This window comes from Lysinibacillus telephonicus, from assembly GCF_003966145.1.
GTDB lineage: Bacteria > Bacillota > Bacilli > Bacillales_A > Planococcaceae > Ureibacillus > Ureibacillus telephonicus.
The window spans coordinates 22,131-47,519 of sequence record NZ_RXNR01000005.1 but is presented as its reverse complement, the minus strand read 5'-3'; the positions used below and the strand labels follow the sequence as shown (position 1 = coordinate 47,519).

30 protein-coding genes are annotated in these 25,389 nt (G+C 35.1%); 29 read left to right on the top strand and 1 reads right to left on the bottom strand.

Annotated elements, in window-relative coordinates; genetic code table 11:
- Complete coding sequence (locus EKG35_RS02710; RefSeq protein ID WP_185807620.1) at positions 1-1,929, bottom strand: recombinase family protein; 1,929 nt, start codon at positions 1,927-1,929, stop codon at positions 1-3.
- A gap of 327 nt (positions 1,930-2,256) precedes the next feature.
- On the opposite strand from EKG35_RS02710, the gene EKG35_RS02705 reads away from it, so the two are divergent.
- From EKG35_RS02705 to EKG35_RS02570, 29 genes are all read left to right on the top strand, one after another.
- Complete coding sequence (locus EKG35_RS02705; RefSeq protein ID WP_126292779.1) at positions 2,257-2,493, top strand: hypothetical protein; 237 nt, start codon at positions 2,257-2,259, stop codon at positions 2,491-2,493.
- The gene (locus tag EKG35_RS02700) at positions 2,490-2,804 is read left to right on the top strand and encodes a hypothetical protein (protein WP_126292778.1); all 315 of its coding nucleotides are present in this window, start codon (positions 2,490-2,492) and stop codon (positions 2,802-2,804) included. The genes EKG35_RS02705 and EKG35_RS02700 overlap by 4 nt, the downstream gene beginning before the upstream one ends.
- Entirely contained in the window at positions 2,804-4,270 is a 1,467-nt protein-coding gene (locus EKG35_RS02695; RefSeq protein WP_126292777.1) for a phage tail sheath family protein, read from the top strand. The genes EKG35_RS02700 and EKG35_RS02695 overlap by 1 nt, the downstream gene beginning before the upstream one ends.
- A gap of 2 nt (positions 4,271-4,272) precedes the next feature.
- Entirely contained in the window at positions 4,273-4,791 is a 519-nt protein-coding gene (locus EKG35_RS02690) for a phage major tail tube protein (protein ID WP_126292776.1), read from the top strand.
- A gap of 19 nt (positions 4,792-4,810) precedes the next feature.
- On the top strand, positions 4,811-5,110 hold the full coding sequence (locus tag EKG35_RS02685; RefSeq protein ID WP_126292775.1) for a phage tail assembly protein: 300 nt from the start codon (positions 4,811-4,813) through the stop codon (positions 5,108-5,110).
- Positions 5,111-5,285: 175 nt separating this feature from the next.
- Complete coding sequence (locus tag EKG35_RS02680; protein ID WP_126292774.1) at positions 5,286-7,946, top strand: phage tail tape measure protein; 2,661 nt, start codon at positions 5,286-5,288, stop codon at positions 7,944-7,946.
- 12 nt (positions 7,947-7,958) lie between these two features.
- Positions 7,959-8,168: a tail protein X gene (locus tag EKG35_RS02675; RefSeq protein ID WP_126292773.1), complete on the top strand. Its 210-nt coding sequence runs from the start codon at positions 7,959-7,961 to the stop codon at positions 8,166-8,168.
- Positions 8,168-9,190 (top strand): phage late control D family protein, encoded by a 1,023-nt coding sequence (locus tag EKG35_RS02670; protein ID WP_126292772.1) that lies wholly within the window; start codon positions 8,168-8,170, stop codon positions 9,188-9,190. Before EKG35_RS02675 ends, EKG35_RS02670 begins: the two co-directional genes overlap by 1 nt.
- Entirely contained in the window at positions 9,191-9,625 is a 435-nt protein-coding gene (locus EKG35_RS02665; RefSeq protein ID WP_126292771.1) for a phage baseplate assembly protein V, read from the top strand. It begins immediately after the preceding gene.
- Positions 9,626-9,633: 8 nt separating this feature from the next.
- A complete protein-coding gene (locus EKG35_RS02660; protein ID WP_126292770.1) occupies positions 9,634-10,032 on the top strand; it encodes a phage tail protein in 399 nt (132 codons plus the stop codon).
- Positions 10,032-10,331 (top strand): GPW/gp25 family protein, encoded by a 300-nt coding sequence (locus EKG35_RS02655; RefSeq protein WP_126292769.1) that lies wholly within the window; start codon positions 10,032-10,034, stop codon positions 10,329-10,331. Before EKG35_RS02660 ends, EKG35_RS02655 begins: the two co-directional genes overlap by 1 nt.
- Positions 10,321-11,490 (top strand): baseplate assembly protein, encoded by a 1,170-nt coding sequence (locus EKG35_RS02650; protein ID WP_126292768.1) that lies wholly within the window; start codon positions 10,321-10,323, stop codon positions 11,488-11,490. The genes EKG35_RS02655 and EKG35_RS02650 overlap by 11 nt, the downstream gene beginning before the upstream one ends.
- Positions 11,483-12,049 carry a phage tail protein I gene (locus EKG35_RS02645; RefSeq protein ID WP_126292767.1) on the top strand — a complete coding sequence of 189 codons (567 nt, stop codon included), beginning with the start codon at positions 11,483-11,485 and terminating at the stop codon, positions 12,047-12,049. The genes EKG35_RS02650 and EKG35_RS02645 overlap by 8 nt, the downstream gene beginning before the upstream one ends.
- A gap of 2 nt (positions 12,050-12,051) precedes the next feature.
- On the top strand, positions 12,052-12,678 hold the full coding sequence (locus EKG35_RS02640) for a phage tail-collar fiber domain-containing protein (protein ID WP_126292766.1): 627 nt from the start codon (positions 12,052-12,054) through the stop codon (positions 12,676-12,678).
- Positions 12,678-13,175, top strand: a complete 498-nt coding sequence (locus EKG35_RS02635) for a hypothetical protein (RefSeq protein ID WP_126292765.1) — start codon at positions 12,678-12,680, stop codon at positions 13,173-13,175. Before EKG35_RS02640 ends, EKG35_RS02635 begins: the two co-directional genes overlap by 1 nt.
- Before the next feature lie 19 nt (positions 13,176-13,194).
- Complete coding sequence (locus EKG35_RS02630) at positions 13,195-13,467, top strand: hypothetical protein (protein ID WP_126292764.1); 273 nt, start codon at positions 13,195-13,197, stop codon at positions 13,465-13,467.
- 1 nt (position 13,468) lies between these two features.
- The gene (locus EKG35_RS20805) at positions 13,469-13,636 is read left to right on the top strand and encodes a hypothetical protein (protein WP_185807619.1); all 168 of its coding nucleotides are present in this window, start codon (positions 13,469-13,471) and stop codon (positions 13,634-13,636) included.
- A gap of 77 nt (positions 13,637-13,713) precedes the next feature.
- A complete protein-coding gene (locus EKG35_RS02625; protein ID WP_126292763.1) occupies positions 13,714-14,001 on the top strand; it encodes a hypothetical protein in 288 nt (95 codons plus the stop codon).
- A 105-nt stretch (positions 14,002-14,106) separates the two neighbouring features.
- Entirely contained in the window at positions 14,107-14,541 is a 435-nt protein-coding gene (locus EKG35_RS02620; protein ID WP_126292762.1) for a phage holin family protein, read from the top strand.
- Entirely contained in the window at positions 14,538-15,296 is a 759-nt protein-coding gene (locus EKG35_RS02615; RefSeq protein WP_126292761.1) for an N-acetylmuramoyl-L-alanine amidase, read from the top strand. Before EKG35_RS02620 ends, EKG35_RS02615 begins: the two co-directional genes overlap by 4 nt.
- A 397-nt stretch (positions 15,297-15,693) precedes the next feature.
- Entirely contained in the window at positions 15,694-16,815 is a 1,122-nt protein-coding gene (locus tag EKG35_RS02610; RefSeq protein ID WP_126292760.1) for a GerAB/ArcD/ProY family transporter, read from the top strand.
- Between the two features lie 10 nt (positions 16,816-16,825).
- A complete protein-coding gene (locus tag EKG35_RS02605; RefSeq protein WP_126292759.1) occupies positions 16,826-18,289 on the top strand; it encodes a spore germination protein in 1,464 nt (487 codons plus the stop codon).
- A complete protein-coding gene (locus tag EKG35_RS02600) occupies positions 18,282-19,421 on the top strand; it encodes a Ger(x)C family spore germination protein (RefSeq protein WP_185807618.1) in 1,140 nt (379 codons plus the stop codon). The genes EKG35_RS02605 and EKG35_RS02600 overlap by 8 nt, the downstream gene beginning before the upstream one ends.
- Before the next feature lie 200 nt (positions 19,422-19,621).
- Positions 19,622-20,971, top strand: coding sequence for a tRNA (N(6)-L-threonylcarbamoyladenosine(37)-C(2))-methylthiotransferase MtaB (gene mtaB, locus EKG35_RS02595; protein ID WP_126292757.1), 1,350 nt, complete (start codon positions 19,622-19,624; stop codon positions 20,969-20,971).
- A gap of 250 nt (positions 20,972-21,221) precedes the next feature.
- Entirely contained in the window at positions 21,222-21,890 is a 669-nt protein-coding gene (gene deoC, locus EKG35_RS02590) for a deoxyribose-phosphate aldolase (RefSeq protein WP_126292756.1), read from the top strand.
- Between the two features lie 110 nt (positions 21,891-22,000).
- Entirely contained in the window at positions 22,001-22,174 is a 174-nt protein-coding gene (rpsU, locus tag EKG35_RS02585) for a 30S ribosomal protein S21 (RefSeq protein ID WP_004227078.1), read from the top strand.
- A gap of 274 nt (positions 22,175-22,448) precedes the next feature.
- The gene (locus tag EKG35_RS02580; protein ID WP_126292755.1) at positions 22,449-23,780 is read left to right on the top strand and encodes an NfeD family protein; all 1,332 of its coding nucleotides are present in this window, start codon (positions 22,449-22,451) and stop codon (positions 23,778-23,780) included.
- Complete coding sequence (gene floA, locus EKG35_RS02575; RefSeq protein WP_126292754.1) at positions 23,777-24,775, top strand: flotillin-like protein FloA; 999 nt, start codon at positions 23,777-23,779, stop codon at positions 24,773-24,775. Before EKG35_RS02580 ends, floA begins: the two co-directional genes overlap by 4 nt.
- A 36-nt stretch (positions 24,776-24,811) precedes the next feature.
- A complete protein-coding gene (locus EKG35_RS02570) occupies positions 24,812-25,306 on the top strand; it encodes a hypothetical protein (protein ID WP_126292753.1) in 495 nt (164 codons plus the stop codon).
- Positions 25,307-25,389 lie beyond the last annotated feature (83 nt).

Below are 25,389 nucleotides of genomic sequence, written 5' to 3'. Positions count from 1 at the left end.
CTACTTTTTATTTATAATAAAATACCTTATAGCAACAGAATTTCCACGTTTCTCAATTAAATTTTTCTCCATCAATTCATTAAGAAGTGCGAGCGTGCTGCTGCGTTTCATATTGGTAAGATTTTCGATTTCAGTACGACTGGCAGAACCATGCTCTCTTAAATAATTAAGTACTACTTCCTCGTATGACTGATATAAAAATTTCTCTCGTCCGTGTGCTTTGCGTTCCTGAAGTGGCTTATAAGCAAATTTATGAGTAATCCCATTCTTGAATGTAATAGCGGCCACTTTTTTATCTTTAATAATGATTCTATCGATAACTGATTGAACGAAATCTGCCAACACTTCAATTCCAACTACATCTAACATTTCGCGATAATCAACATCTCTACTTTGTTGTAGTTCTTGTGTGATTAAGAAATATTTCGCGTTATCAACAAATTTATTATGGGTTTCGTTCACTGAATTCTGATATATTACGTTTATTTCTGCATCTAATTTTTCTACACGATCAATTAATTCGCGTTTCTTAAAAATATAATCCTTTTGACTAATCCCCTCATCGCTAAATAAATACAAATCTTCTAAGCGACTAAGAGCCTTTTCGAATTTGGTCTTTTCTTTTTTTAATTCCTCGAGTTCGAAATTGATATTTATGGATTCACTAGTTGAGTTTTGAGAGTATACTTGTTTGCTTGAACCGTTTATGAGTATAGTAAGTGTTTCTTTTAATGCAGCCTTGTCAATTCCTAGTACATCCACAAAAACTCTACCACGAAGCAACGCCCTTTCCATATCTTTTACTGTGTGTTTAGGTGTCGCTTTATCCTGAAACCTAATGAGATTAGATATATAATTCAATATAAAAGGAGTAATTGTAATATCACTCACGAAGTTGTTACAGTTGTGTATGTTTTCTACTTGTTTATTTGTTGAACACGTATACCTTGAGGGGCGATAACCATCTTTTCGAGCAACGTCTAAACCAGAAGTGAGTAACATACCACATTTACCACAATAGAGCATTTTCGAAAAGATATGAGTATGAATATTTGCTCGCTGTGCATCTCCAATACCTTTGTAATTATCATCTAGCATTTTATTTACACGATAGTATTGTTCTTTAGAAACAATGGGTGTATGATTATCCTTTTTAACTACCCACTCTTCTTTATCTTTTAAGCGTCTGCTACCTTCACTCTCTCTTTTGTTATATTCGTATGTTCCGATGTAAAAAGAGTTCCGTAGAACATCCCTAACAGCCTTGGCCGTCCAATTACTACCTTGTTTAGTCGTGATTTGTTTGTTATTTAGTACAAAAGCCACTTTTGATGTAGAAGCAAGTTTTTCGTACAAATTAAAAATATAACGAACAACAGAAGCTTCTTTTTCACAAACAACTGGGAATGGCTTCTCGTTATCACCTTCGCTTACACTCGGTAATTCGTATCCGATAGGTACAGAACCACCGTTCCACAAACCTTGTTCAGCACGGGAAAGCATGATAGAAAATACACGTTCAGCAGTTATTTTACGTTCCAATTCTGCGAAAACAAGAATAATTTTAAGCATTGCTTCTCCCATCGCTGTAGAAGTGTCAAATTGCTCGTTTTTCGAAACAAAAGTAACTTTATATTTTTTTAATTCATCGTACATCTCTGAAAAGTCTTTTAAATTCCTCGAGATCCTATCAATCTTCCAAACTAGCAAATGAGAGAATTCGCCTTGCCGAATACGATTCATCATTTGCTGGTATTTAGGTCTATCCGTATTTTTTGCGGAATACCCAGCATCCTCAAATATTTCACACTGATCAATACCCAGAGCGTACTTAGCATAATTTTGCAACTCCTGACGTTGGAAAGGCAAAGAATCTTTGTCGATTTGGTGCATCGTACTTACACGGACATATAATGCTGCTTTCTTCATTGTTTCTACCACCTTAATAAGAAAAGAGCGAGACTTGTTTGTCTGCTCCTTTTGCGAATTTTAGTAATTATTTTAGAGTGTTTTAGATTTGTTTCTTAACCTGCGTTCCCTTTTCGCTCTTCGGAAGCTAATGATGTTACCCCTTTTGCTCTGCTTCTAGTTCTAGCCGGTAGCTTTCAAGTTCTTCGTTAATATACTCTTCTTTCGTATGATTTTCATAAAAATAAAAGCACTGATGTATCTCTATATCCATATCTTTGCATACGATTTGCGGATGTAGAAGGTTTAACAGAAAGTGAACCAGGTCAAAGTAGGATACTTTTCATAGTGGGGGTATTTGATCGTTCTGAAGATAATCAAGGGTACAGAGATGCACTAACTGTTATCCAAAAAGTTTATGAGAGTCTAATTAGAAATCCCATAATAAAAGATCAATTTCAATTAGTGTACCCAATTCGTGCAACCTATCAAGAAGAGGACTCAGCTCCTTACTATTTTGCAGGTCTTGAAACCAATTGGGAGGTACCTATACCATTACGAGAGGATGTTGAACATCTAATATGAATAAAAATGAAACAATACTAAAAAATGCAAAGGCAACTACTGAGCAAGTGTCTAAGGTTTTATCTAAACCTAAGACACTTATTTATTGTGGACCCACAATAAATAACGGGGAAATTTCACAATATGCTGTTTTTCAAGGGAATTTACCTGAACATGTAAAAAAACATCTTGAAGCAGAAGCAGCAGTTAAAGAACTTCTAATTCCTGTACAAGATTTTGCTGCAGTAAAAAACAGAATTTATCAAAAGGGCACTCGAGAACAACTATTGTTCGAAAAAGCTCTTAATTATGCAAATGGAGGTAATAAATAATGGTCTATCAACACGGTATTGGGGTTATTGAAAAGCCAACTTCCATTCCACAACCGGAAGAGTCACTTTCTGCAGTCCAAGTGGTTTTCGGGACAGCGCCAATCAATTTAGTAGAAAATCCAACTGATGTATGTAATAAACCGTTACTAATTCGAAGTTTTGATGAAGCAAAAGAAAAACTCGGATATTCGGACAATTGGAAGGATTTCACTCTTTGTGAGGTTATGGACGCGAGCTTTAAGAAATTCAAAGTAGGACCTGTTGTATTTATTAACGTGTTAGATCCTTCAATTCATAAAAAGAGCTCTGAACCTACTTCAATTAAAATTACCAACAAAGAAGGATTAATCGATAAAGAAGGTGTTCTTTTATCCACGCTAGTTGTTAAAAGCGCGGACGGAGCGACTACTTATATGAAGGGCCAAGATTATTTAGTCTCTTTTAATCAAAATGGAAAACCTTTAATTTCTGTGCTGTCATCTGGACAAATGGCGAATGTAACAGAAATTCAGGTAACGTTCGATGAGTTAAATCCGAGTGCAGTAACTAATGCCAACATTATTGGAGGTTATGATGCTGCTACGAATAAATATAAAGGATTTGAGCTTATCCAGACGATTTATCCAACATTAGGTGTTGTTCCAAATACTTTGTTGGCTCCTGGATTTTCACAGCAAGCCGAAGTAGGAAACGTATTGGTTGCAAAATCTACTAAGATTAATGGAAGTTTTAATGCCACTAATATTTTAGATGTGCTTGGAACAACAAAAGAAATTGCAGGAGAAAACAAAAAAGCCAACGGATTCAACGATAAAACATCAATCGTTTGTTGGCCAAAAGCAAAAATAGGAGAAAAAACATATCGATTTAGCACGATTGTTGCAGCAGCTATTGCAAAAAGAGACTCAGAAAACGAAAACGTTCCGTATAAATCACCTTCTAACTTAAAAATCGCTATTAGCGATATGGTGAATGATAATGGCGATTCAGTATTTTTAGACCAAATTCAAGGAAACGTCTTGAATGGTATGGGTATTGTTACTGCTATTAATATGGGCGGTTGGAGAACTTGGGGTAATAATACAGCTGCTTATTCGTTTGACCCTAACGACTCGAGTGTGATGGATCCTAAAGATCGCTTTATAGCTGTACGACGTATGTTCGATTGGTGGGGAAATTCTTTCATCCAGGAATACTTCGATAAAGTCGATGATTCTACTAATTATCGTTTAATTGAGAGTGTAGTAGACAGCGAGAATATTCGAGCAAATGGATTTAAGGCGAAAGGGCAAATTGCCGGAGCTAAAATTGAATTTAACCAAGAAGAAAACTCAATTTCAAATATCCTAAATGGGAAAATTAAATTTGTTCAAAAAATGGCGTTTTATACACCTGCAGAATTAATAGAAAACGAATTAGAATTTGATCCTAATATGCTTAGTGAAGCAATTTTCGGAGGTGAGTAATAATGAGTAATCCAATTCCAGAGAAAGTCCATAGTTATAACGTATATGATGATACAGAAAAATTAGTTGGAGTATCTGCAGAAGTTACATTACCGACATTAGAGTTAATGTCTGAAGCTGTTTCGGGTGCAGGTATGCTAGGTGAGTATGAAAGTCCAACCCCTGGACACTTCGGTAGTATCACGATGGAAATTCCGTTTAGAACATTAACGGATAAATCATTTAGTCTTCTAAAAAATAAAGGAAGATCTATAGTACTAAGAGCTGCACAACAAAGTTACGATGTATCCGGCGGAGGTATACGACAAAGAGGTTTAAAAATTACCATTAGAGGTATTCCAAAGGCCTTGGAATTAGGAAAGTTAGCGGCAGGTACTCAAACAGAAACTAAAAATACCATTGAGGTTCTTTATCTAAAAGTAGAAGAGAATGGAAAAGTACTTTTAGAACTGGACAAGCTCAACTCTATTTATATTGTAGACGGCGAAGATCTACTTGCTGATGTTAGAAATCTAATTTAAGAAGGAGAATGATTGAATTATGAACGCAGTAAATGAAAATATGAAAGTTGTATTTAAAAAACCTGTTTCTTTTGAAGGAAAAGAGTATACAGAAGTTGATTTAAGTGGCCTTGAAAATCTAACTACGAGTGACTTAATTGAAGCTGATAAACAATTTAGTACGTCTGGACAGTTTTCTGTAATGAATGAAGTAACAATCGGATATGCCGTAATTGTTGCTGCAAAAGCTTCAAGTAAGCCAATAGAGTTCTTTGAGCATCTTCCGGCAAGTGAGGGCTTAAAAGTGAAAAATATGGTGATGGGTTTTTTGAACGCCTAGGAATTATAAAAAGAGAAGGGCACAAATATATAAAGCAAATTGATGGACGAATGTTAAGGAAACTTTGCATTCGTCTTTCTATTTCTCTAAAAACGAGCTTGGATTACTTTGTCAAAATGAATTTCTTTGAACTCGGAGAAACCATTGAAGATGCAGAGGCGGTGTTGAAGAAAAAATGAGTAATACAACTACTTATCAAATTGCTTTTCAACTCGGCGCTTCAATGAATTCATCCATGAGAAAAGCTTTTGCTAATACTACCCGTAACTTTCAAAATACCCGAAATGAAGTTAATGATTTAAACGGTGGTTCGGTAAAACTTAACAAAACCATGGGAGTGTTAAGTGCGACAGCGATTGCTGCTGGCGCAGCTTTTGTAACCTTATCAGCTGGCATAGGAGCTGCGATTTCGGCAGCAAGTGAATACGAAGATGCCATGAGGCAAGTAGAAGCTTCAACTGATGTTTCAGCGTCTAAGATGGCCGAAATGAGAGAAATATCAAAGAATCTTTATAATCAAAATCTTGGTGAGAATTGGGAAGATATTGCTCAAGCGATTTCTACTGCAGAAAGTGTAACAAAGTTAGCTGGTAAAGAATTAGAAACTGCAACAGCAAATGCGATTATCTATCGGGATGTCTTTGGAGAAGAAATCAATCAATCTATCAAAGCTTCAGACACCATGATGCGTAACTTTGGAATTACTAGCCAACAAGCTTATAACTTACTTGCTCAAGGTGCGAAGAATGGTCTAAATAAATCAGATGAATTGATTGATTCAGCAAATGAATATGCACCATATTTTGCGAAACTAGGCTTTAATGCAAATCAAATGTTCGACATTTTTTCAACAGGTTTAGCAAATGGTGCATTTAACCTCGATAAAGTTGGAGATGCAGTAAAAGAATTCGGTATACGGTCCAAGGATGGATCCAAAACGAGTATGGAAGCCTTTGAAATGTTAGGAATGAGTGGAGAAAAAATGACTCAAACCTTTGCTGCAGGAGGCCCAGCGGCACAGAAAGCATTTAATCAGGTAGTTGAAGCAATAAAAAAAGTGAAAGATCCGGCAAAACAAAATGCTATCGCAGTCGGTTTATTTGGTACTCAAGCAGAAGATTTGGAAATGAACGTAATTACTTCCATGGCCAACGTCAGAAGTCAGTTTGATATGACGAAAATGACAATGGAACAAATTAAGAATATCAAATACGATTCGTTAAGTTTGGCATTTCAAGGGATAAAAAGGCAGGTAGAAACGGGTGTATTAATACCTATTGGTCAAAAATTATTACCAGTGCTTACCAACGTTTCAAAAGGATTCGCAACCCATATGCCTAAAATCGAAAAGTTTGTGAAAGGTTCTTTAGACAAAGCTGGGAAAGCATTTTCAAAATTTTCAAGTTTTGCGGGTTCGATAAGCAATATATTACCTGACGCAAGCAAAATACAGGGAACTCTCTCTAAAATTAAAGACGCATTTTTGAATACTGTAAGCAAATTAGCGCCGATAATTAAATCTATTGCGGGCATTATAGGTCCTATTTTATTAGATGCAGTTAACTTTTTTACTAGTATATGGGGGCAAATACGAGAGTTTTTTGAAAAAGATGGTGCCCAAATTGTCAAGGCTGTCCAAAATGTTTTTGGATTTATAGCAAAAGTTGTTCAAGTTTTAGCTCCTATAGCTCTTTTTATCCTGAAATCTTTATGGGCAAATGTAAAAGGGGTAATCCAAGGAGCTCTAAACGTTATCCTTGGTCTGGTTAAGATTTTCGCTTCCTTATTTACAGGTGATTGGTCTGGATTGTGGGAAGGAGTGAAGCAACTTTTAGGTGGAGCCATTCAATTACTTTGGAATCTATGGAATTTACTTATTGTTGGTAAATTAATAGGTTCCATTAAAGCGTTGGCCAAAACTTTCTGGGGTTTCTTAAAAGGTTTAGGACAAAAAATAGCAACCAATGTTCAATATTACTATCATCAATTTGTTTCAGGATTTTATAGAATTGCAGGAAATATCGTTCAAACCATATTTAAAGCCATTGGAAAAATGATAGGCATAGTAAAAAATGGAGTCACTTTATTTATTCAGGTGTTCAATATAGCGCGTACTTTTGGAGTAAATATTTTTATGTCTATTGTTAGTGCCGTTAGAAATGTCTTTGCTGCGGCTTTTGGAGCAATTCGAAATGTTTTTGGTAGTTTAGTTTCTACAGTAGGTGGATTTTTCGGCAAGATATGGAGCTCCTTGCAATTATTATGGTCCAATATTGTTTCGATTTTTGGACAACTAAAATCAGTGATGTCAAGTCCATTCTCTTCCCTAAAATCTATCGTAAGTACGATTGTGAGCTTTATTTCTGGATTAATCCGGGGAATGTTTAACGGTGTGGTTTCGGTAGGCCGTGGAGCCATAAATGGTTTAATTTCGGCTGCTAATACTGTAATAGGTGGGTTGAATGATTTAAGTGTAGACATTCCAGATTGGGTACCAAAAGTCGGAGGTAAGTCATTTGGATTGAGCATTCCGAAAATCCCAATGTTGGCGAAAGGCGGTATTACAACAGGTCCAACTTTAGCAATGATTGGGGAGGGGGCAGAACAGGAAGCTGTACTACCACTATCCAAATTAGATGCCCTTCTAAATGGAGGCAATAAAACAGGAGATTCATACAGTGATAGCGATGAACGATATGAATTTCATTTTCATTATCATGGTAATGGGAAAATTGATGAATCGGAAGTTAAACAAGCTGCAAGGATTGGCTTTAATGAGTTTAAAAAATTTATGAAGCAATACGAGGCAGAAAAGAAACGTTTAAAATTTAGCTAGGAGGTAATTGTATTGGGTACTTATACAACGGTTTCCGGTGACACATGGGATTCAATTGCCCATTTTCAAATGGGAGACGCACTTCAGACAGCTAAGTTAATGCAGCAAAACATCGATTATGTACATTACACAATTTTCCCTGCAGGTATTACGTTAATCATTCCGGAAATAGAGGCCTCGATTTCTGAAAATCTACCTCCTTGGAAGCGAGCTGTTGATTAATGGATGCTAGAAAATCGTATATAGAGATAAATTACTCCGGCATTGACATAAGCAAAGAGGTGTCGTCGGATCTTATTAGTTTCTCTTATACCGATAATGCATCGGGTGAAGCTGATAATATTAGTATTTCGCTCAAAGATGAGAAGAAAAAATGGAGTGGACCCTGGTTTCCTACTAAAGGGGATGTTATCAACACTGTTATTCACACAACTAACTGGAGAAAAAACGGCGACAAGCAGCATTTACCTTGTGGTCGTTTTTTTGTAGATGAACCAGAGTTCTCTGGTCGACCAAGAGTTATAACTATAAATGCGATATCTTCACCACTAAACAGTAACTTTTCAAATACAGAGCGAAGTAAGTCGTGGCGGAATATTACTTTAAAAGCCATTGCTACAGATATTGCGAAACGGGCAGGTTTGACAGTTCAATTTATTGGTATCAATAACCCTCGTTATCCAAGTATTCAGCAAACAGAAAAAACAGATTCTGCCTTTTTATCTGAGTTGTGCGAAAAAGAAGGTTTGGCCATGAAGGTAACTGATCGCAAAATCGTTATCTTTGATGAAGAAGAGTTCGAAAAAAGAAAGGCTGTTGCTACTTATGATGAATCCAGCTCGACAGTGTTGGATTATTCATTCAAAACCACTCTTTCCAACACAGCCTACGCAGGTGTAAATGTAAAATACTATGATTCGAAGCTCGGTAGAAATATCGAGTTTCTTTTTAGTATTCGTGACATTGATAAGGAAAAGGACAAGGTATATCAATTAAATGCCAAGGTAAGAACCGGAGATGAAGCTAGAAGGTTAGCACAGAAAACTCTCAGAAAATTAAATAAAACAGAGTATACAGGCTCACTTTCTGTAACATTAAATATTGAATTGCTCGGTGCTTCTTGTATCAATTTAAAAGGATTTGGAGTCTTTGACGGAAAGTATTACATTACCAAGGCAACACATAACGTTGGTGGTGGATCAACAACAGATTTAGAAATCAGAAGAGTATTGGAGGGTTATTAATTGAGTAATGAAGCCCTAGCGTTAGTTAGAAATCTAATTAGAGTAGGAAAAATCAATTCAGTAAATGCAGTAGCAGGTACTGTAGATATTCTCTTTGAAGATAAGGACAATCAAATCATTAGTGACTTACCTCTAATGGCGTCTGATTATGATATACCTGAAATTGGTCAACAAGCATTATGTCTCTTTTTAGGCAATGATATTGAACAAGGTTTTTGTCTAAAGACCTTTTATTCGGATGTTCATCATCCCCCTGTAGCAAATGAAAAAATATATAGAAAACAGTTTAGCGATGGAACATTTATTGAATATAAGAAGGATTCTAGTGAACTGATTATCCAATCGAGTAAACCACTCACAGTAAAAGGGGATTTTAATGTAGAAGGAAATATTGTTGCCACTGGGACCGTCAGAGCAACCAATATTGGAAGTTAGGTGATTTTATGATTGGATTTTATGGAGATATAGTTTTTGAAACAAGTAACTCTCGTATTTTAACTTTTTCGGAATTACAGCGAAGTACTGCCAGTAGGTGGGCTAAACATGAAGTTATTGGGAAAAAGCCGACATCTGAATTTATAGGTCCGGACTTAGATACGGTTTCATTTACGGTAAACCTCAATGGGCAATATGGAGTACATCCACGCGATGAGATGAATAGATGGTTAATTAAGGCTAGATCTGGCACTGCTGAAACGTTTGTCATTGGAAATAAAAGGATAGGTGTTGATAAATGGGTAGTGAAGTCTGTTTCTCAAATGTGGGGAGTCATACTGAATAAAGGTGAAGTTGTCACAGGCAAAGTTGATATCGAATTAGAAGAGTATGTGGAGAGATTATGATGATAGATTATACATTGGTAAATATAGATTTTGGAGCTGAGGGAAATACGGAAATCTATCAAAATTTAAAAACACTTTACACAACTCCGGCAGGTACTGTCCCATTTGATAGAGATTTCGGCATAAACATAGAATTGTTGGATGCACCAATACCTCTTGCTCAAGGTAGATTGATAGTCGAATATACGGAAAAAACAGAAAAATATGAACCGAGAGCAAGTGTAAAAGAGGTGAATTTTGAGGTTAATCCTAAAAACGGCAAGATTTTTCCTAAGGTGGTGATTGAAATTGTCCCTTAATCTTAACGATTTACCAGAAGTGAATTTTATTGAAACAGATGTTAACCAAATTCTTAATGATGCAATTGCTGGTTATGAAGCTGCTTATTTTGAGCAGACGGGGGAAGTGAAAAAACTTTACCCTGGGGATCCGATTCGAATTTTTTTGTACTCACAAGCATTAAAAGAAATGCAATTGAGAGTTATGCTGAATGATACAGCTAAACAAAATCTATTGAAATATGCTCGAGGAGCGAACTTAAAGAACCTTGGTGCTTTTTTCAGAACTGATCAACTAGAAGCGCGAGCTGCTAAAGTTTTAATGCGATTTGTATTAAGTAGTGCGCGGCCGACTGATGAAACAATCCCTGCAGGTACAAGGGTAAGTCCTGGTAATGAGATTTATTTTGCTACGAAAGAGAATACTGTTATCCCAGCAGGTGCAACGTTTGTTGACGTTTTAACAGAGTGCACTCAGCCAGGAACTATAGGAAATGATTTCACCCCAGGGCAAATTAATATTTTAGTAGATCCTTTACCTTACAATGCAACTGTTGAAAATATCGAAACTAGTGGCGGTGGAGTAGAGGAAGAAAGTGAAGAAAATTATAAAAATAGAATTCATCTTGCTCCCGAAGGTTTTTCGACAGCTGGTCCAGAGGGGGCATATGAATATTTTGTAAGGCAATATAGTCCGCTGGTTGCAGATGTTAAAGTAACTTCCCCTAGCGATGGTGTTATAGATATTCGAGTTCTTTTGCAATACGGTCAAATTCCCGATCAAACATTTTTAGATGGACTACTTGAATATTTAAGCGCCAAAAACAGAAGACCTTTAACTGATAAAGTGCAGGTAGGGGCACCGGAGATTGTCAATTACGATTTAGATGTGGTTTACTATCTTAACTCTTCAGATATCAGCGTAGAGCAAGATTTGAGAAATAGAGTGGAAGCTGCAACTGATGACTACATCATTTGGCAACGCTCAAAAATAGGAAGGGATATAAATCCATCCGAGGCAATAGCAAAAATGATTTTTGTAGGTACACAGGATAATAAACAACAGCGAGGAGCTAAACGAGTTGAAATTGTTTCTCCAACATACATGACATTGAACGATAATCAAGTGGCCGTGGCCAATATAAAAACAGTGACATTTGGAGGTTTTGAGGATGAGTAAAACCATTTATGAAGTTCAATTAATGGACCTTCTTCCTGAAAGTCTAAAAAATGATCCTGATATTATTGCTGCTTCAAAAGCGGTGGATTTAGGTTTCTCTGTGGTTGTAAATGCTGTTGATAAATCTTTGATTTTACCTCGAATAGATCAGTTAGAAAGTGACGTGTTAGACCACGTTGCTTATTTTTTTCATGTCGATTTTTACGATAGATCACTAGATATCGAGACAAAGAGAAAATTAATTAAAGAGAGTGTCTATATCCATCAAATTAAAGGTACACCTGCAGCAGTCGAGATTTTAATAGAAACGCTCTTTGATGAAGGCACTGTCGAAGAATGGTTTGATTATGGCGGTAATCCGTACCGATTCAGAGTAGTCACAAGTAATCAATCTGTAACTCAAGAGCGAGCTGAGGAATTTTTACGAGCATTGAATACTGTGAAAAATACTAGATCGCATTTAGATAGTGTTATTATTCTTCAAACTGAGCAGATGGACTTTAAGCTTGCTGGAATAGTACACCAAGGAATACATGAAGTTTATGGGCAGGTGAATTAAGTATGGGGGCATTCGGAGGATTAATTTTTACTAATAAAGGTAAACTCCTTCAATCAAAAGCTCAAACAGGTGTTAATTTACACTACACAAGAATCGCAATGGGTGATGGTCAATTAGGCTCTACACCAATTTTGGCTTTGAACGGACTTATAAGTGAAAAGAAATCACTAAGCATTTCAAAGCTAAAAGTACAATCGGATGGCAAAGCTACAGTCGGAACGACTTGGTCCAATAATGATTTGACTGAAGGATTTTATTTTAGAGAAATCGGGGTATTTGCCCAGGATCCAGATCTAGGAGAAATTTTATACTGTTACGCAAACGCAGGTGCACTAGCAGAATATATTCCTGCAGGTGGCGGAACGGACATTATTGAACGTAACCTAGATATTGTTACAATTGTTGGCAATGCAACAAACGTCACAGCAAAAATCGACACTTCTTTGGTATTTGCAAGCGTAGCTGAATTGCAAAATCTAGAGAGAGAAATATTATTACAGATAAATGAGATAAAACAAGAAATAAAAAATATTAACACATTCGTGCATGAAAGTGTGTTATACCGCTGGGGATTTTCTTTATCAGCAGCTGGCGAACCACAAATTTGGTACGAGGAGGTTGTTGAGTAATGGCTACTATTATTGATTTAGCAACAAAGGCAATGCAAGATGCCATAAAAGCAGTCGTAGACGCTACAAAAACGGTTGTTGATAGTATTAAGACAGTTGTTGACAGTGTTAAAACCAAAGTCGATACGTTAGATACTCGAACTAACACGATGAATACGAATGTTAATACGATAAATACGAATGTTAATACGATAAATACGAATGTAAATGCAATTAAGTCGGATGTTGCAACTATTAAAGCTTCTTCGGGTGCTGTGAAGAACGTACAGAGAGGGACAGTAACATTTAGTAGCACTTCTAGTACGACAATTACAACAACAATATCAGCAGTAAATCTTAATAAGAGTCTTTTAATTACTATTGGTAGAGGTAGGGGTGGTTATGATGCATATAATGGTAACACTACTGCAAGAATAACCAATTCTACAACTATTACATTTACTTGTGAGTATCCTAGTACTATTACTATAGAATGGCAAGTTGTTGAATTTTATTAGTTAGAGGAGGAAAGAAAATATGTATACCTACGCTCAATTGAATAAGCAAAATAAAGTAGTAGCTATCACCTACCCAGCAGGTGAATTAGAGGGTGAAAACTTAATTGATGTATCGGAACACGAAAACCCCGACAGCTTATTAGGAGCAACATATGATGGCGAGAATTTTATTTTGTCGCAACCAGCAGAACCAACTCAAGCGCAAGAACTACCAACTATCGAAGAACAAATTTTAGCAGAAACTCAATACCAAACAGCATTACTGGAAACGAACACGATTGGAGGAAATTAAGATGAGACCATACGATCTTTGGAAAAGAATGATTAATGGTAAAGTTTATACAGAAGATGCAGTAACAACTCGTGTAAATACCGTGTTTGCAGTTAATCAATTAACACCAGAAGAATACACAGACTTAATTCAACTAATTGAACAAAAATATTCAGAAAACGCAGCATAAAGCTAGCGTTATTTTTTATGTTTAAAAGGAATTCCTCCCTTTTTGTCGAAATGGAATGATGAAAGGAAGGGATAAATATGTTAGCAGAAACCTTATTAGCAGAAAGACAACACTATGAATCAAAAGTTAATTATTTTAAAGTAGAACTCCAAAAGAACGAAGAGGAAATTGAAAAATCAGAAATAAGATTAGGTATTCTAAATGATGTAAACGCTAGGTTAGAAGAATCTACAGCAAAACTAATTATTGAACATGACATTCAATCACTGAAAGATGAAATAACTAAATTACAAACTACACTGACTCAAAATATAGGAAACTTGAAGGCATTTGAGAGAATTGTTGACGAGTTATATAACATTTAAGTTTTAAAGGCGCTCCCATTTGAGAGTGCTTTTTATATTGGAACAAGACCTAAGCAATGCACTGTGCCGAGCAGTGCTATTTTTATGTAAAAGTAGGTGTATAAAATGGAGAATAAAATAGCATTAATCACAGGAATTTTAGGGGCAATTGTATCGTATATGTTTGACTTAGTGGGGGTTGCAGTGTCAATCCTCATTTTATTTATGCTTGCAGACTATACAACAGGGCTAGTTGCAGCAGGAATAAATAAAGAACTTAATAGTCGTGTAGGTTGGACTGGATTTGTACGAAAACTTTATATTTTGGTGCTTATCGGAATGATTTATGCCCTTGAGTTTATGACAAGTCAATATGTAGACTTTGATATTTTGGGTGGTTACATCGGTGATGGTGCAGCCTTTGCTTATATTGCAATCGAGTTTATCTCAATCGCTGAAAATGGTGTGAAAATGGGAGCTCCAATGCCCCCGTTTGTAAAAAATTTATTGAAAATAGTTAAAGAAAAAACAGGTATCAATGAGGAGGGAGAATTAAAATGATAACAATTAGTCCAGGACACTGGTTGCCGGGCACAGGGGCAAGTGATTTAATCGATGAAGTAACAGAAGCGCGAAAAGTAGTTAAAAGAGTCGTAGAAATACTACGAGCAAATAAAATCACAACTAATCATGTTGTAGACGACTCATCGAAAAATCAGTCACAAAACCTAAAATATCTGGTCAATGAACACAACTCAACTAGCCGTGAACTTGATGTATCGATTCATTTTAATTCATCCAGTCGTACTGATAGAGGGGTAGGTGTTGAGGTACTTTATCTAACAATAAAAGATGTAGCTGCCAAAATTTCAAAAGCAATCAGTGATGTAAGTGGATTAATCAATCGTGGGGCTAAGTTGCGTAAAGACTTAGCTTTTTTAAATGGTACGAACAAACCAGCAATACTTATCGAAGTATGCTTTGTTTCCTCTGCAGCTGACACAGCCATTTACAAACGGAAATTCGAGGAAATCTGCTATGCAATTGCCGAATGTTTAGCGGAATTCGTTGGTAAGTCTTTGAACGCAAATGCAAAGGAAAGCGATGAAATAATGTCATTTAGTAGCCCCTCTTTAAAAGCTGAAACAGAATTAACGCTAAATAGTAAAGCCCGCTTAACTATGATTGTGGAAGCCGCTATTAAAGCAGGTGCTCATGAAAGTTGGCGTCAAAAACATGAAAATCGTGAAATGACAGAAGACGATTACAAAGGACTTGCGTTAAAAGCAATCATTGATCCGCAGTTAAAAAAATAACCAAATCAGACCGCCTTTTCCATCGATTGTGGAGGGTGGTCCTTTTTCATTTATTCATCATAAGGTCTGTACTTAGAATGTAACTCTTTTGATTCATCTTTACGACGCTCTACATCTTTCCTCAAAAATAACTTATCACGACTTAATTCTATAATTGGAGCGAGTTTACCTCACCTTTCTTCTTGAATAGGTGCTTAAAAATTATTTAAAAAGCATCACACATTCCCACAACGTACGTTTCTTTGAAGTTTCTTCCAAAATAAAGTACCACGAGCTTTTTCTTATCTAAAAAAAGGATGTTTTTTGCTTTGTCCTGACTTTTCATCTCCAAATTAATACTAATTTTCTGCAATTATGTCAAAACTAATAATTAACTAATTAGTTTTAGGGGGATTGTATGAGTAGGGTTGGGAAAATTAGTATTTTACATGTTGTTTTTTTAGTTATGACATTTATTGGGTTGAAAAATCACGTGACCATCCTACCACCTATTATAGACAATGTAAAAAGAGATGGATGGGCTTCTGTTATATTGGCAGTTTTATGTATGTTACCATGGCTATTTTTAATTATCTATATACAAAATAAATCAAATCAGCAACCAATTAAGCATTGGTTAAAGGAAAAAATAGGTCAAATAGGCTCATCTATTATTTTATACAGCACTGTGCTATTTCTATTTATTTTAGCTGCATTCACGATGCGTGAAACCGTTTTATGGATTTCTACAACATTTTTAGTTCAAACACCTCCCCTGTTACTATTATCGATTTATATAATTGTTTGTCTATTACTCGTTTCTACAAACATTGTAACACTTGTTATTGTGAATGCTTTTGTATTATTTTTTGTTGTGGTCTTTGGTTTTTTTGTCGCTTTTGCAAATATTCAAGTGAAAGATTACAATTACCTGTTTCCTTTATTTGAAGATGGTTTATTGCCTGTCATAAAAGGAATAGTGTATCCGGTTTCTGGATTTATTGAGTTAACTTTACTTCTTTTTCTGCAGCATCATTTTAAACAAAAATTCAAATGGTATCATCTTGCAATTATGGTCTTTATTTTAATGGGGTTAACATTGGGACCACTCATAGTTGCAATTACAGCATTTGGACCAGAAGAAGCAACTAAGCAACGATATCCTGCTTATGAAGAATGGTCACTTGTTACAATTGGTCGTTTCATTGAACATGTGGATTTCTTATCAATTTATCAATGGTTAACAGGTACATTTATTCGAGTTGGGTTATTATTATTCATTGCAGCGGACATATTAAATATAACTGGAAACAGAAAAAAAATATGGTCTTATTTAGCTCCTCCTTTTTTCATTATTAGCTTAATCATCTTTTTATTAGATGACAATTTGTTTATTGATTTAAACAGTGGTGGAATGCTAATTACAACATTGATTTATTTCTTTACTCTTTCTCTTATATTAGGAGGAATTGCTGCATTCAGTAAAAAGAATAACAAAAAGACTCGTCCAACGTCCAAGATAAAACTAAACAGAAGGTAGTGAAACATTAATGAACACAGCTGGACAATCATTACCAATGGTTACAAAATTGAAGCAACTTTTTCAAAAATCTGAAGATGTAATATTCCAAGAATACTTTTTTCAACAATCAAAGGTTTTTACAATAAAATGTGAATCAATGATTGATCAGCAAATTTTATATACTGTCGTTCTTCCTAATATTGAAAATCTTTATCTAAATTCTTCAAATCAAACAATCACTGAAGAAGCTATTGAGCAGTTACCTATTCCAGAAATAAAAAAATTAACTAAAAATGATGATATCATTACAGCTGTTTTCAACGGTAATCTCATCCTATTTTTCGAGGAATCTCAGTTGTTATATTCTTGCAATATAGCACAAAAACCGAATCGTAATCCCGAAGAAACAAATATGGAAGTAATGGTGAGAGGGGCTAGAGATAATTTCATCGAGGATCTCGCTACAAATATTGCGCTCATTCGGAAACGTATTCCAACAAATTCATTATGTGTAGAAAAAATGGAGCTAGGTAGACGTTCTAAAACGAAAATTGCCCTGCTCTATTTTGACGATATTGCCAATAAGGATATTTTAACTGAATTAAAAAAACAGTTAAAAAAAATTGATACAGATATTATTATTAGCGCTGATTCATTAATGGAATTTGTAAACGAAAAAAATTGGCTATTACCGGCTACAAACTATACGGGAACACCTGACTTTGCCATACAATCATTAATTCGCGGAAGGTTTTTAATTTTAGTTGACGGTGTAGCATATGGCGTTATTACACCTGTAAATATTTTTTATTTATTAAAAACAGGGGAAGATTACGAAAGCTCAATTATTTATGGGACATTTGAAAGATTTATTAGACTAATTGGTGGTATAGTTGGAATTCTCCTCCCTTCATTTTGGCTTGCATTGACACATTTTCATCAAGATCAATTACCTTTACAATTACTTGCAACAGTTGTTATAACAAACATTGGATTACCGTTTCCAGCAGTTTTAGAAATGCTTATCATTCTTATGATGTTTGAAATACTCCGAGAAGCTGGTTTACGTCTCCCATCAAAAGTTGGCGGCATTATCGGTGTGATTGGCGGACTAATTATTGGGGATGCTGCAATTCGTTCTGGTATTACAAGCCCGGCATTGGTAGTAGTGATCGCAACTTCAACAATTGCATCCTATACCCTAGTAAACCAACAATTTGAGAACTTTGTTATCATAATACGAATACTTTTTATAATTGTAACCGCATTTTTAGGATTGTTTGGATTTTTTATTTGTTTTTATCTTTTCATTCTATATGTCGCGAATACTCGTGTATTTGGAGTACCATATTTAAATATTTCAGCAGATTTAAGCTTTAATAATTTGAAAAAAACTTTATTCAGACTTCCAAAGTATAAATATAAATTTAGACCTAATTTTTTAGACCCTCAAGATGAAAGTCGTAATAATGAGAGGAACTCCAATGACTAAAAAATATTTACTTGTTATTTTAATCCCCTTTTTACTAGCTGGCTGTTGGGATTTGGATGAAAACGAACGTATGTATTATGTTTTCGGTGCTGGTATCGATTTTAAAGATGGAGAATATAAAGCAACGATTCAAATTATTAGTTTTGCAAATGTCGCCAAAACAGATCAACCTAATCAAGATCTTTTTCAATCACAAGTGTCATCTGCATCAGGAAAAACTTTTGATGAAGCACTTTTCAAACTTTATCACGGAATCGATGAAAAGGTTTATTGGGGACATTTTTCATTTATTATTTTTAGTGAATCGGCTTTAAAACAAGGGAGAATTGACTCTGTTATTAATACAATAACTGGTTTTAGTGATACGAGGTACAATATTTGGCTTTATTGTACAGATGAACCTTTAGATGAATTTTTGCTTGCACTTCCATTATTAAAAAAATCGATTACATTGACGAAAATTGCAGATCCTTTAAATTCTTTCGAACAGGAATCATATATAGAACCTTTAGATATAAGAAACTTAATTATTAATCTTAACGAGCCTGCTCACGAAGCGAATATTCCATATATAAAATTAAAGGAAGACTGGAAAACTCAGAACGAACCGCTTTCTTCCGTTGAAATAAGTGGTATTGGCATTATTACACCAAATGAATTTAAAGGTTATATTAAAGATGATCAAGCGAACGGTCTTCAATGGATATCAAATAAAACGATAAGAGGAGAAATTACAACCATTTATGAGGAAGATAAATATTTTTCTGCAGTTCTTCGCAATGTAAAAGTAAAAATAGATCCTATTATTAATGGAAATGATGTCAAATTTGATATAAATGTTCGCTTAACGGCCTCATTAGGAAGCTTTGAAGGGAATTTAACATCTGATAAAATTAAGAATCTTATTATGAAGAAAGTAAAAAAAGAAATTGAACAAACCTACCAGACTGCTATTGAAATGAATGTCGACGTTTTCAAATTATCAGAAATTTTATATCGTAAGGAAATAAAGACATGGAAGAAACTACAAAAAGATGGTCAGATTGAATTAGATGAAGATTCAATTAATATAAAAATAAACATTGAGAAGCTAACATCGGGTAGAAAGAACTTTAGGGACACAATTGAATAAGAGAATGGGATAAAATAGATTTTTTAAAAAATTGCTTATACCAGTAATAATAATCAGATACGGATACTTTAACCAGAAAACAGAACGAGTAATAGGGTTTTCTTTTAAAATGATGCAAAAGTAGGCTCAACACAAAATTTTATGTTATTATTAAAAACGTTATTATTTGTAGGTGAACTATTGAAAGGATGATATAGATTATGAGTTACGAGCGTCCGAAAACCGTATCTCTATATACTTTAGGTTGTAAAGTAAACCATTACGAAACAGAAGCTATATGGCAGCTTTTTAAAGAACAAGGATATGAACGTACTGATTTTGAACATCAAGCAGACGTTTATGTAATCAATACATGTACTGTAACAAATACAGGGGATAAAAAATCACGTCAAGTGATTCGTCGTGCTGTTCGTCAAAATCCTGATGCTGTCATTTGTGTAACAGGATGCTATGCACAAACTTCTCCTGCAGAAATTATGGCAATCCCAGGTGTTGATATTGTTGTCGGTACCCAAGATCGTCAAAAAATGCTTGGATATATTGACCAATACAGACAAGAACGCCAGCCAATAAATGCAGTCCGCAACATTATGAAAAATCGTGTTTACGAAGAATTAGATGTACCTTATTTTACAGACCGTACACGTGCATCACTTAAAATTCAAGAGGGCTGCAACAACTTCTGTACATTTTGTATAATTCCTTGGGCACGTGGTTTAATGCGTTCACGGGACCCACAAGAAGTAATTAAACAGGCACAACAACTTGTAGATGCTGGTTATTATGAAATCGTACTTACAGGTATTCATACAGGCGGTTATGGCCAAGATCTTAAAGACTATAATCTAGCACAGTTGCTTCGTGATTTAGAAGCAAATGTAAAAGGTTTAAAACGTTTACGTATTTCATCAATTGAAGCTTCTCAATTAACAGACGAAGTAATTGATGTATTAAAAAATTCGAAGATTGTTGTTAGACATTTGCACATTCCAATTCAATCTGGATCAGATACAGTGTTAAAACGTATGCGTCGTAAATATACGATGGATTTCTTCGCAGAGCGTTTAGAACGTTTAAATGAAGCACTGCCGGATTTAGCAATTACTTCTGATGTAATTGTAGGTTTCCCTGGCGAAACTGAAGAGGAATTTATGGAAACGTATAACTTTATTGCAAAACATAAATTTGCAGAACTTCATGTATTCCCATTCTCAAAACGTACAGGAACTCCTGCAGCACGTATGGAAGACCAAGTAGATGAGGAAGTTAAAAATGAACGTGTACATCGTTTGTTAACATTAAACGATCAATTAGCTAAAGAATATGCTTCTCGTTTTGAAGGAGAAGTACTAGAAATAATACCTGAAGAGCAATATAAGGAATCCGAACAAGATAATCTTTTCGTGGGATACACAGATAACTATTTACGAGTTGTCTTTGAAGGCAGCGAAGATTTAATAGGAAAACTTATTAAAGTGAAAATTGTAAAGGCTGGCTACCCATACAACGAAGGTCAGTTTGTAAGAGTTTTAGAAGAACAAGTTCAATAAAAAACTAGAAAATTCTTAGCTTAATAAGTTGAGATTATCTATTAAAAACAATTAGATTACTACTAAAAACAGGTAAAACCGAATTATGGTTTTGCCTGTTTTTATGAATAAAATTATTAATAAGCGTAAAGGTTGTCATTAGAACTAGCTTATTTAATTTCTTTTAAATTTCTGTCATTTCGCAATTCTATAAAATAATGGTATTATAGGAGAGGTACGGACAACTTAAAAATAAAAAGGAGTAATATCTATGACTCAAAATTATGCTTCAATGATCGATCATACACTTTTAAAAGCAGATGCAACTCGAGATCAAATTGAAAAATTATGTGAAGAAGCAAAAAAATATGAGTTTGCTTCAGTTTGTGTAAATCCAACTTGGGTTAGTTTAAGCTCGCAGCTATTAGCAAATACAAATGTAAAAGTTTGTACTGTTATTGGCTTCCCATTAGGTGCGACAACGTCTGAAGTAAAAGCGTTTGAAACAAAAAATGCAATTGCCAATGGTGCGCAAGAAATAGATATGGTTATCAACATCGGCGCCTTGAAAGATAAAGAATTTGAAGTCGTTCGTGATGATATTAAAGCTGTAGTAGATGCGGCAAATGGTACTTTAGTGAAAGTAATTATTGAAACTTGTTTACTTACAGATGAAGAAAAAGTAAAAGCATGTGAACTTTCTGTAGAAGCTGGTGCTGATTTTGTTAAAACTTCAACAGGGTTTTCAACTGGCGGTGCAACTAGTGAAGATGTAGCGCTTATGCGTAAAACTGTTGGGCCAGAACTCGGTGTTAAAGCTTCTGGTGGAGTGCGAAGTCTAGAAGATATGCAAAAAATGATAGAAGCAGGTGCTACTCGAATTGGTGCAAGCTCTGGTGTAGCAATCATGAATGGCTTAACTTCCGAATCTAACTATTAAATCGAATTCTTACTATTGACTGTAGGTAGAGGATACGATATAATTCTTTAGTACACAAGTAACCAGAGTTTTTTGTGTATTGACGTGTGTTCGGAGGGAGGGAAAGAGAGATGTCAAAAACTGTCGTTAGAAAAAACGAATCGCTTGAAGATGCTCTTCGCCGCTTCAAACGTACTGTATCTAAAAGTGGTACAATTCAAGAGGTAAGAAAACGCGAATTTTATGAAAAACCGAGCGTAAAACGTAAAAAGAAATCAGAAGCTGCACGTAAACGTAAGTGGTAATTTCCTAGACAATCCCTACGTTCATAACACGCAATTTTATGATTCACTAAGGAAAAAAATGATATACCCTAGTATTTGTAGATCTACAGATACTAGGGTATTTTACATTTATGGAAAAATTAAATGATTGATCTTTTTATAGATATATTATAGATAATTTTAGAATTTATATTGAAAAATGTATAAAATAAAGTAAGATAAATACTTTTTGAAACCTTTTCAATTTTAATCCGTAAATAAACTATCAGCGGGTTTCTATGGAAGGAGGGTGGAAATGAGACATTCAAAAGGCATACATTGGATTATATTATTATTTATTTCTTTTTTATTATTATCACCAACCTTAACTGCTCATGCAGATGGAAAAGTTTGTCATGTTAAAATTGAGAATGAAGTTGAAAAAGGTTTAAAAGCTTTTTTAGAAAGAGCTTATAAGGAAGCGATTGATTCGAATGCAGAAACAATTGTTTTAGAAATACATACCCCTGGCGGCTATGTTGATGCTGCAGAAGACATTGCAAAATTAATCGATGAAGCTGATATTGAAACTATTGCATTTATTAATTCGAAAGCGTATTCAGCAGGTGCCTTCTTAGCTCTTCATGCTGATGAAATTTATATGGTGCCAAATGGAACAATTGGTGCAGCTGCAATTATTGATGGACAAGGAAATACTGCACATGAAAAGGCGAATAGTGCATGGATTAGTGCAATGGTAGCAGCAGCAGAATCCTCAGGGAAAGATACTAGATATGCTCAAGCAATGGCTGATAAGTCAGTGCATTTGCCTGAATATCGTGCTCCTTCAGGAAAACTTTTGACATTATCAGCAGAAGAAGCATTTAAAGTAGAATATTCAAAAGCAACTGTTGCAAATTTTGATGAGCTTCTTGAAAAAATAGGGCATTCTAATAGTGAAATTGTGTCCATTGAACCGACCTTTGCAGAAAAATTGGCAAGATTTATAACAAACCCTATTGTTGTAACAGTTCTATTATCAATTGCGAGCCTTTGTTTAGTAATTGAATTGTTTTCTCCAGGGTTCGGTATACCCGGACTAATTGGACTTTTGTCTTTCGCTGCATTCTTTTTTGGTCATACAGTTGCTGGGTTTGCAGGATATGAATCTATTTTAATATTTGTTATTGGGTTTATATTGCTTATTGCTGAATTATTCGTACCAGGAGGAATTATTGGTATAATTGGCGGGGCGCTTATGATTATTAGTTTATTATTTGCAGGTGAAAGTGTGGTTCATATGGCGTATTCAATTTTAATCGCACTGTTTATTGCAGTAATAGGGATGGTGATAATAATGAAGTTTTTAGGGAAAAACTTACATGTCTTTAATAAGCTCATTTTGAGGGATGCTACAACTACTGAGGAAGGATATGTTTCCAATGTGAATCGTATCGACTTGCTAGGAAAAGCAGGCACAACAATAACACCTCTTCGCCCAGCGGGAACGATTGTAGTTGATAATGAAAGAATCGATGCAGTGTCAGAAGGAAGCTTTATCGGTTCCAATAAAAAAGTTGAAGTGATTCAAGTAGAAGGTTCACGCATTGTAGTAAGAGAAATAAATAAGGGAGTTGAAGAAGAATGATTATCGATGCAGCAGCAATTAGTTTAATTATAACAATCGTTTTAATTATCATTGTATTATCTGTAATCCTAACATTTGTTCCAATTGCACTATGGATTAGTGCTCTTGCAGCTGGTGTGCGAGTTAGTATTTTCACATTAATTGGGATGAGATTACGTCGTGTAATTCCAGCACGTATAATTAACCCATTAATCAAAGCACATAAAGCAGGTTTAAATGTTACAATAAACCAATTAGAATCACATTATTTAGCTGGTGGTAATGTAGACCGCGTAATTAACGCTTTAATAGCAGCTCAGCGTGCTAATATTGAATTATCCTTTGAGCGTTGTGCAGCTATAGATTTAGCTGGACGTGATGTATTAGAAGCTGTTCAAATGTCAGTAAACCCAAAAGTAATTGAAACACCTTTTATTGCTGGTGTAGCAATTAACGGGATTGAGGTAAAAGCTAAGGCTCGTATTACAGTACGTGCAAATCTTGACCGATTAGTTGGTGGTGCTGGTGAAGATACAATTATTGCTCGTGTTGGTGAAGGTATTGTTAGTACAATCGGGTCATCTGAAAGTCATTCCAAAGTATTAGAAAACCCAGATTTAATTTCACAAACTGTTCTATCGAAAGGTTTAGATTCTGGAACAGCTTTTGAAATTTTATCCATTGATATTGCAGATGTTGATGTCGGCAAAAATATTGGTGCAGAATTACAAATAGAACAAGCGCAAGCAGATAAAAACATTGCACAAGCAAAAGCTGAAGAACGCCGAGCAATGGCTGTTGCAAAAGAGCAAGAGATGGTTGCAAAAGTTCAGGAAATGAAAGCAAAAGTAGTCGAAGCTGAAGCTGAGGTTCCAATGGCGATGGCAGAGGCATTGCGTTCTGGTAATTTTGGAATTATGGATTACATGAATTATAAAAATATTCAAGCAGATACTTCCATGAGAGATTCAATTGCAAAGGTAACGAACGATAAACCTGATGCACCTGAAAAATAATCACAATACACACCTTTGAAGGGAGTGTTTAGCGAGATGGGAACTATATTGTTAATGGTGGCGCTTTTTGTCATTAGCTCTTTATTAAGTGGAAATAAAAAGACGAAACAGCAAAAGCCTATGCCTCCATTTAATAATAAACCAAATACCCAAATGTTCGATCAACCGAAACAAAAAGAGACCGGTCGAACGACAACAAAGTCGCTCGAGGATTTTGCCAGTGAAATTTTTCAGAAGCTAAGTGATACGACAAATACACAAACTTCTGGAAAAGCAAAAGAAAAACTGGAGGATGCAAAATCTCATAATTCCTTCAATGAAGTAGAATCGAATCAAACTAGATCTGTTACTAGACCAACACTTGATGTTAATCGTTCGGTTCGGTCAACGAAAGAAGCACCTTCAAATCATTCATTGGATAAGATTAAACAGAAAGAAATTGGAAGCATTGTCCCAACTACAAGAGAAGCATTGGTGCAAGCAATTATTACTACAGAAATATTAGGTCCTCCAAAGGCAAAGCAGCGGTAATGATGAAGAGGTTTCGAAACTATTATTTACATTATTAAATTCATGCCCCCCTTTTTCAAAGCATATACTTTGCGAAAGGGGGC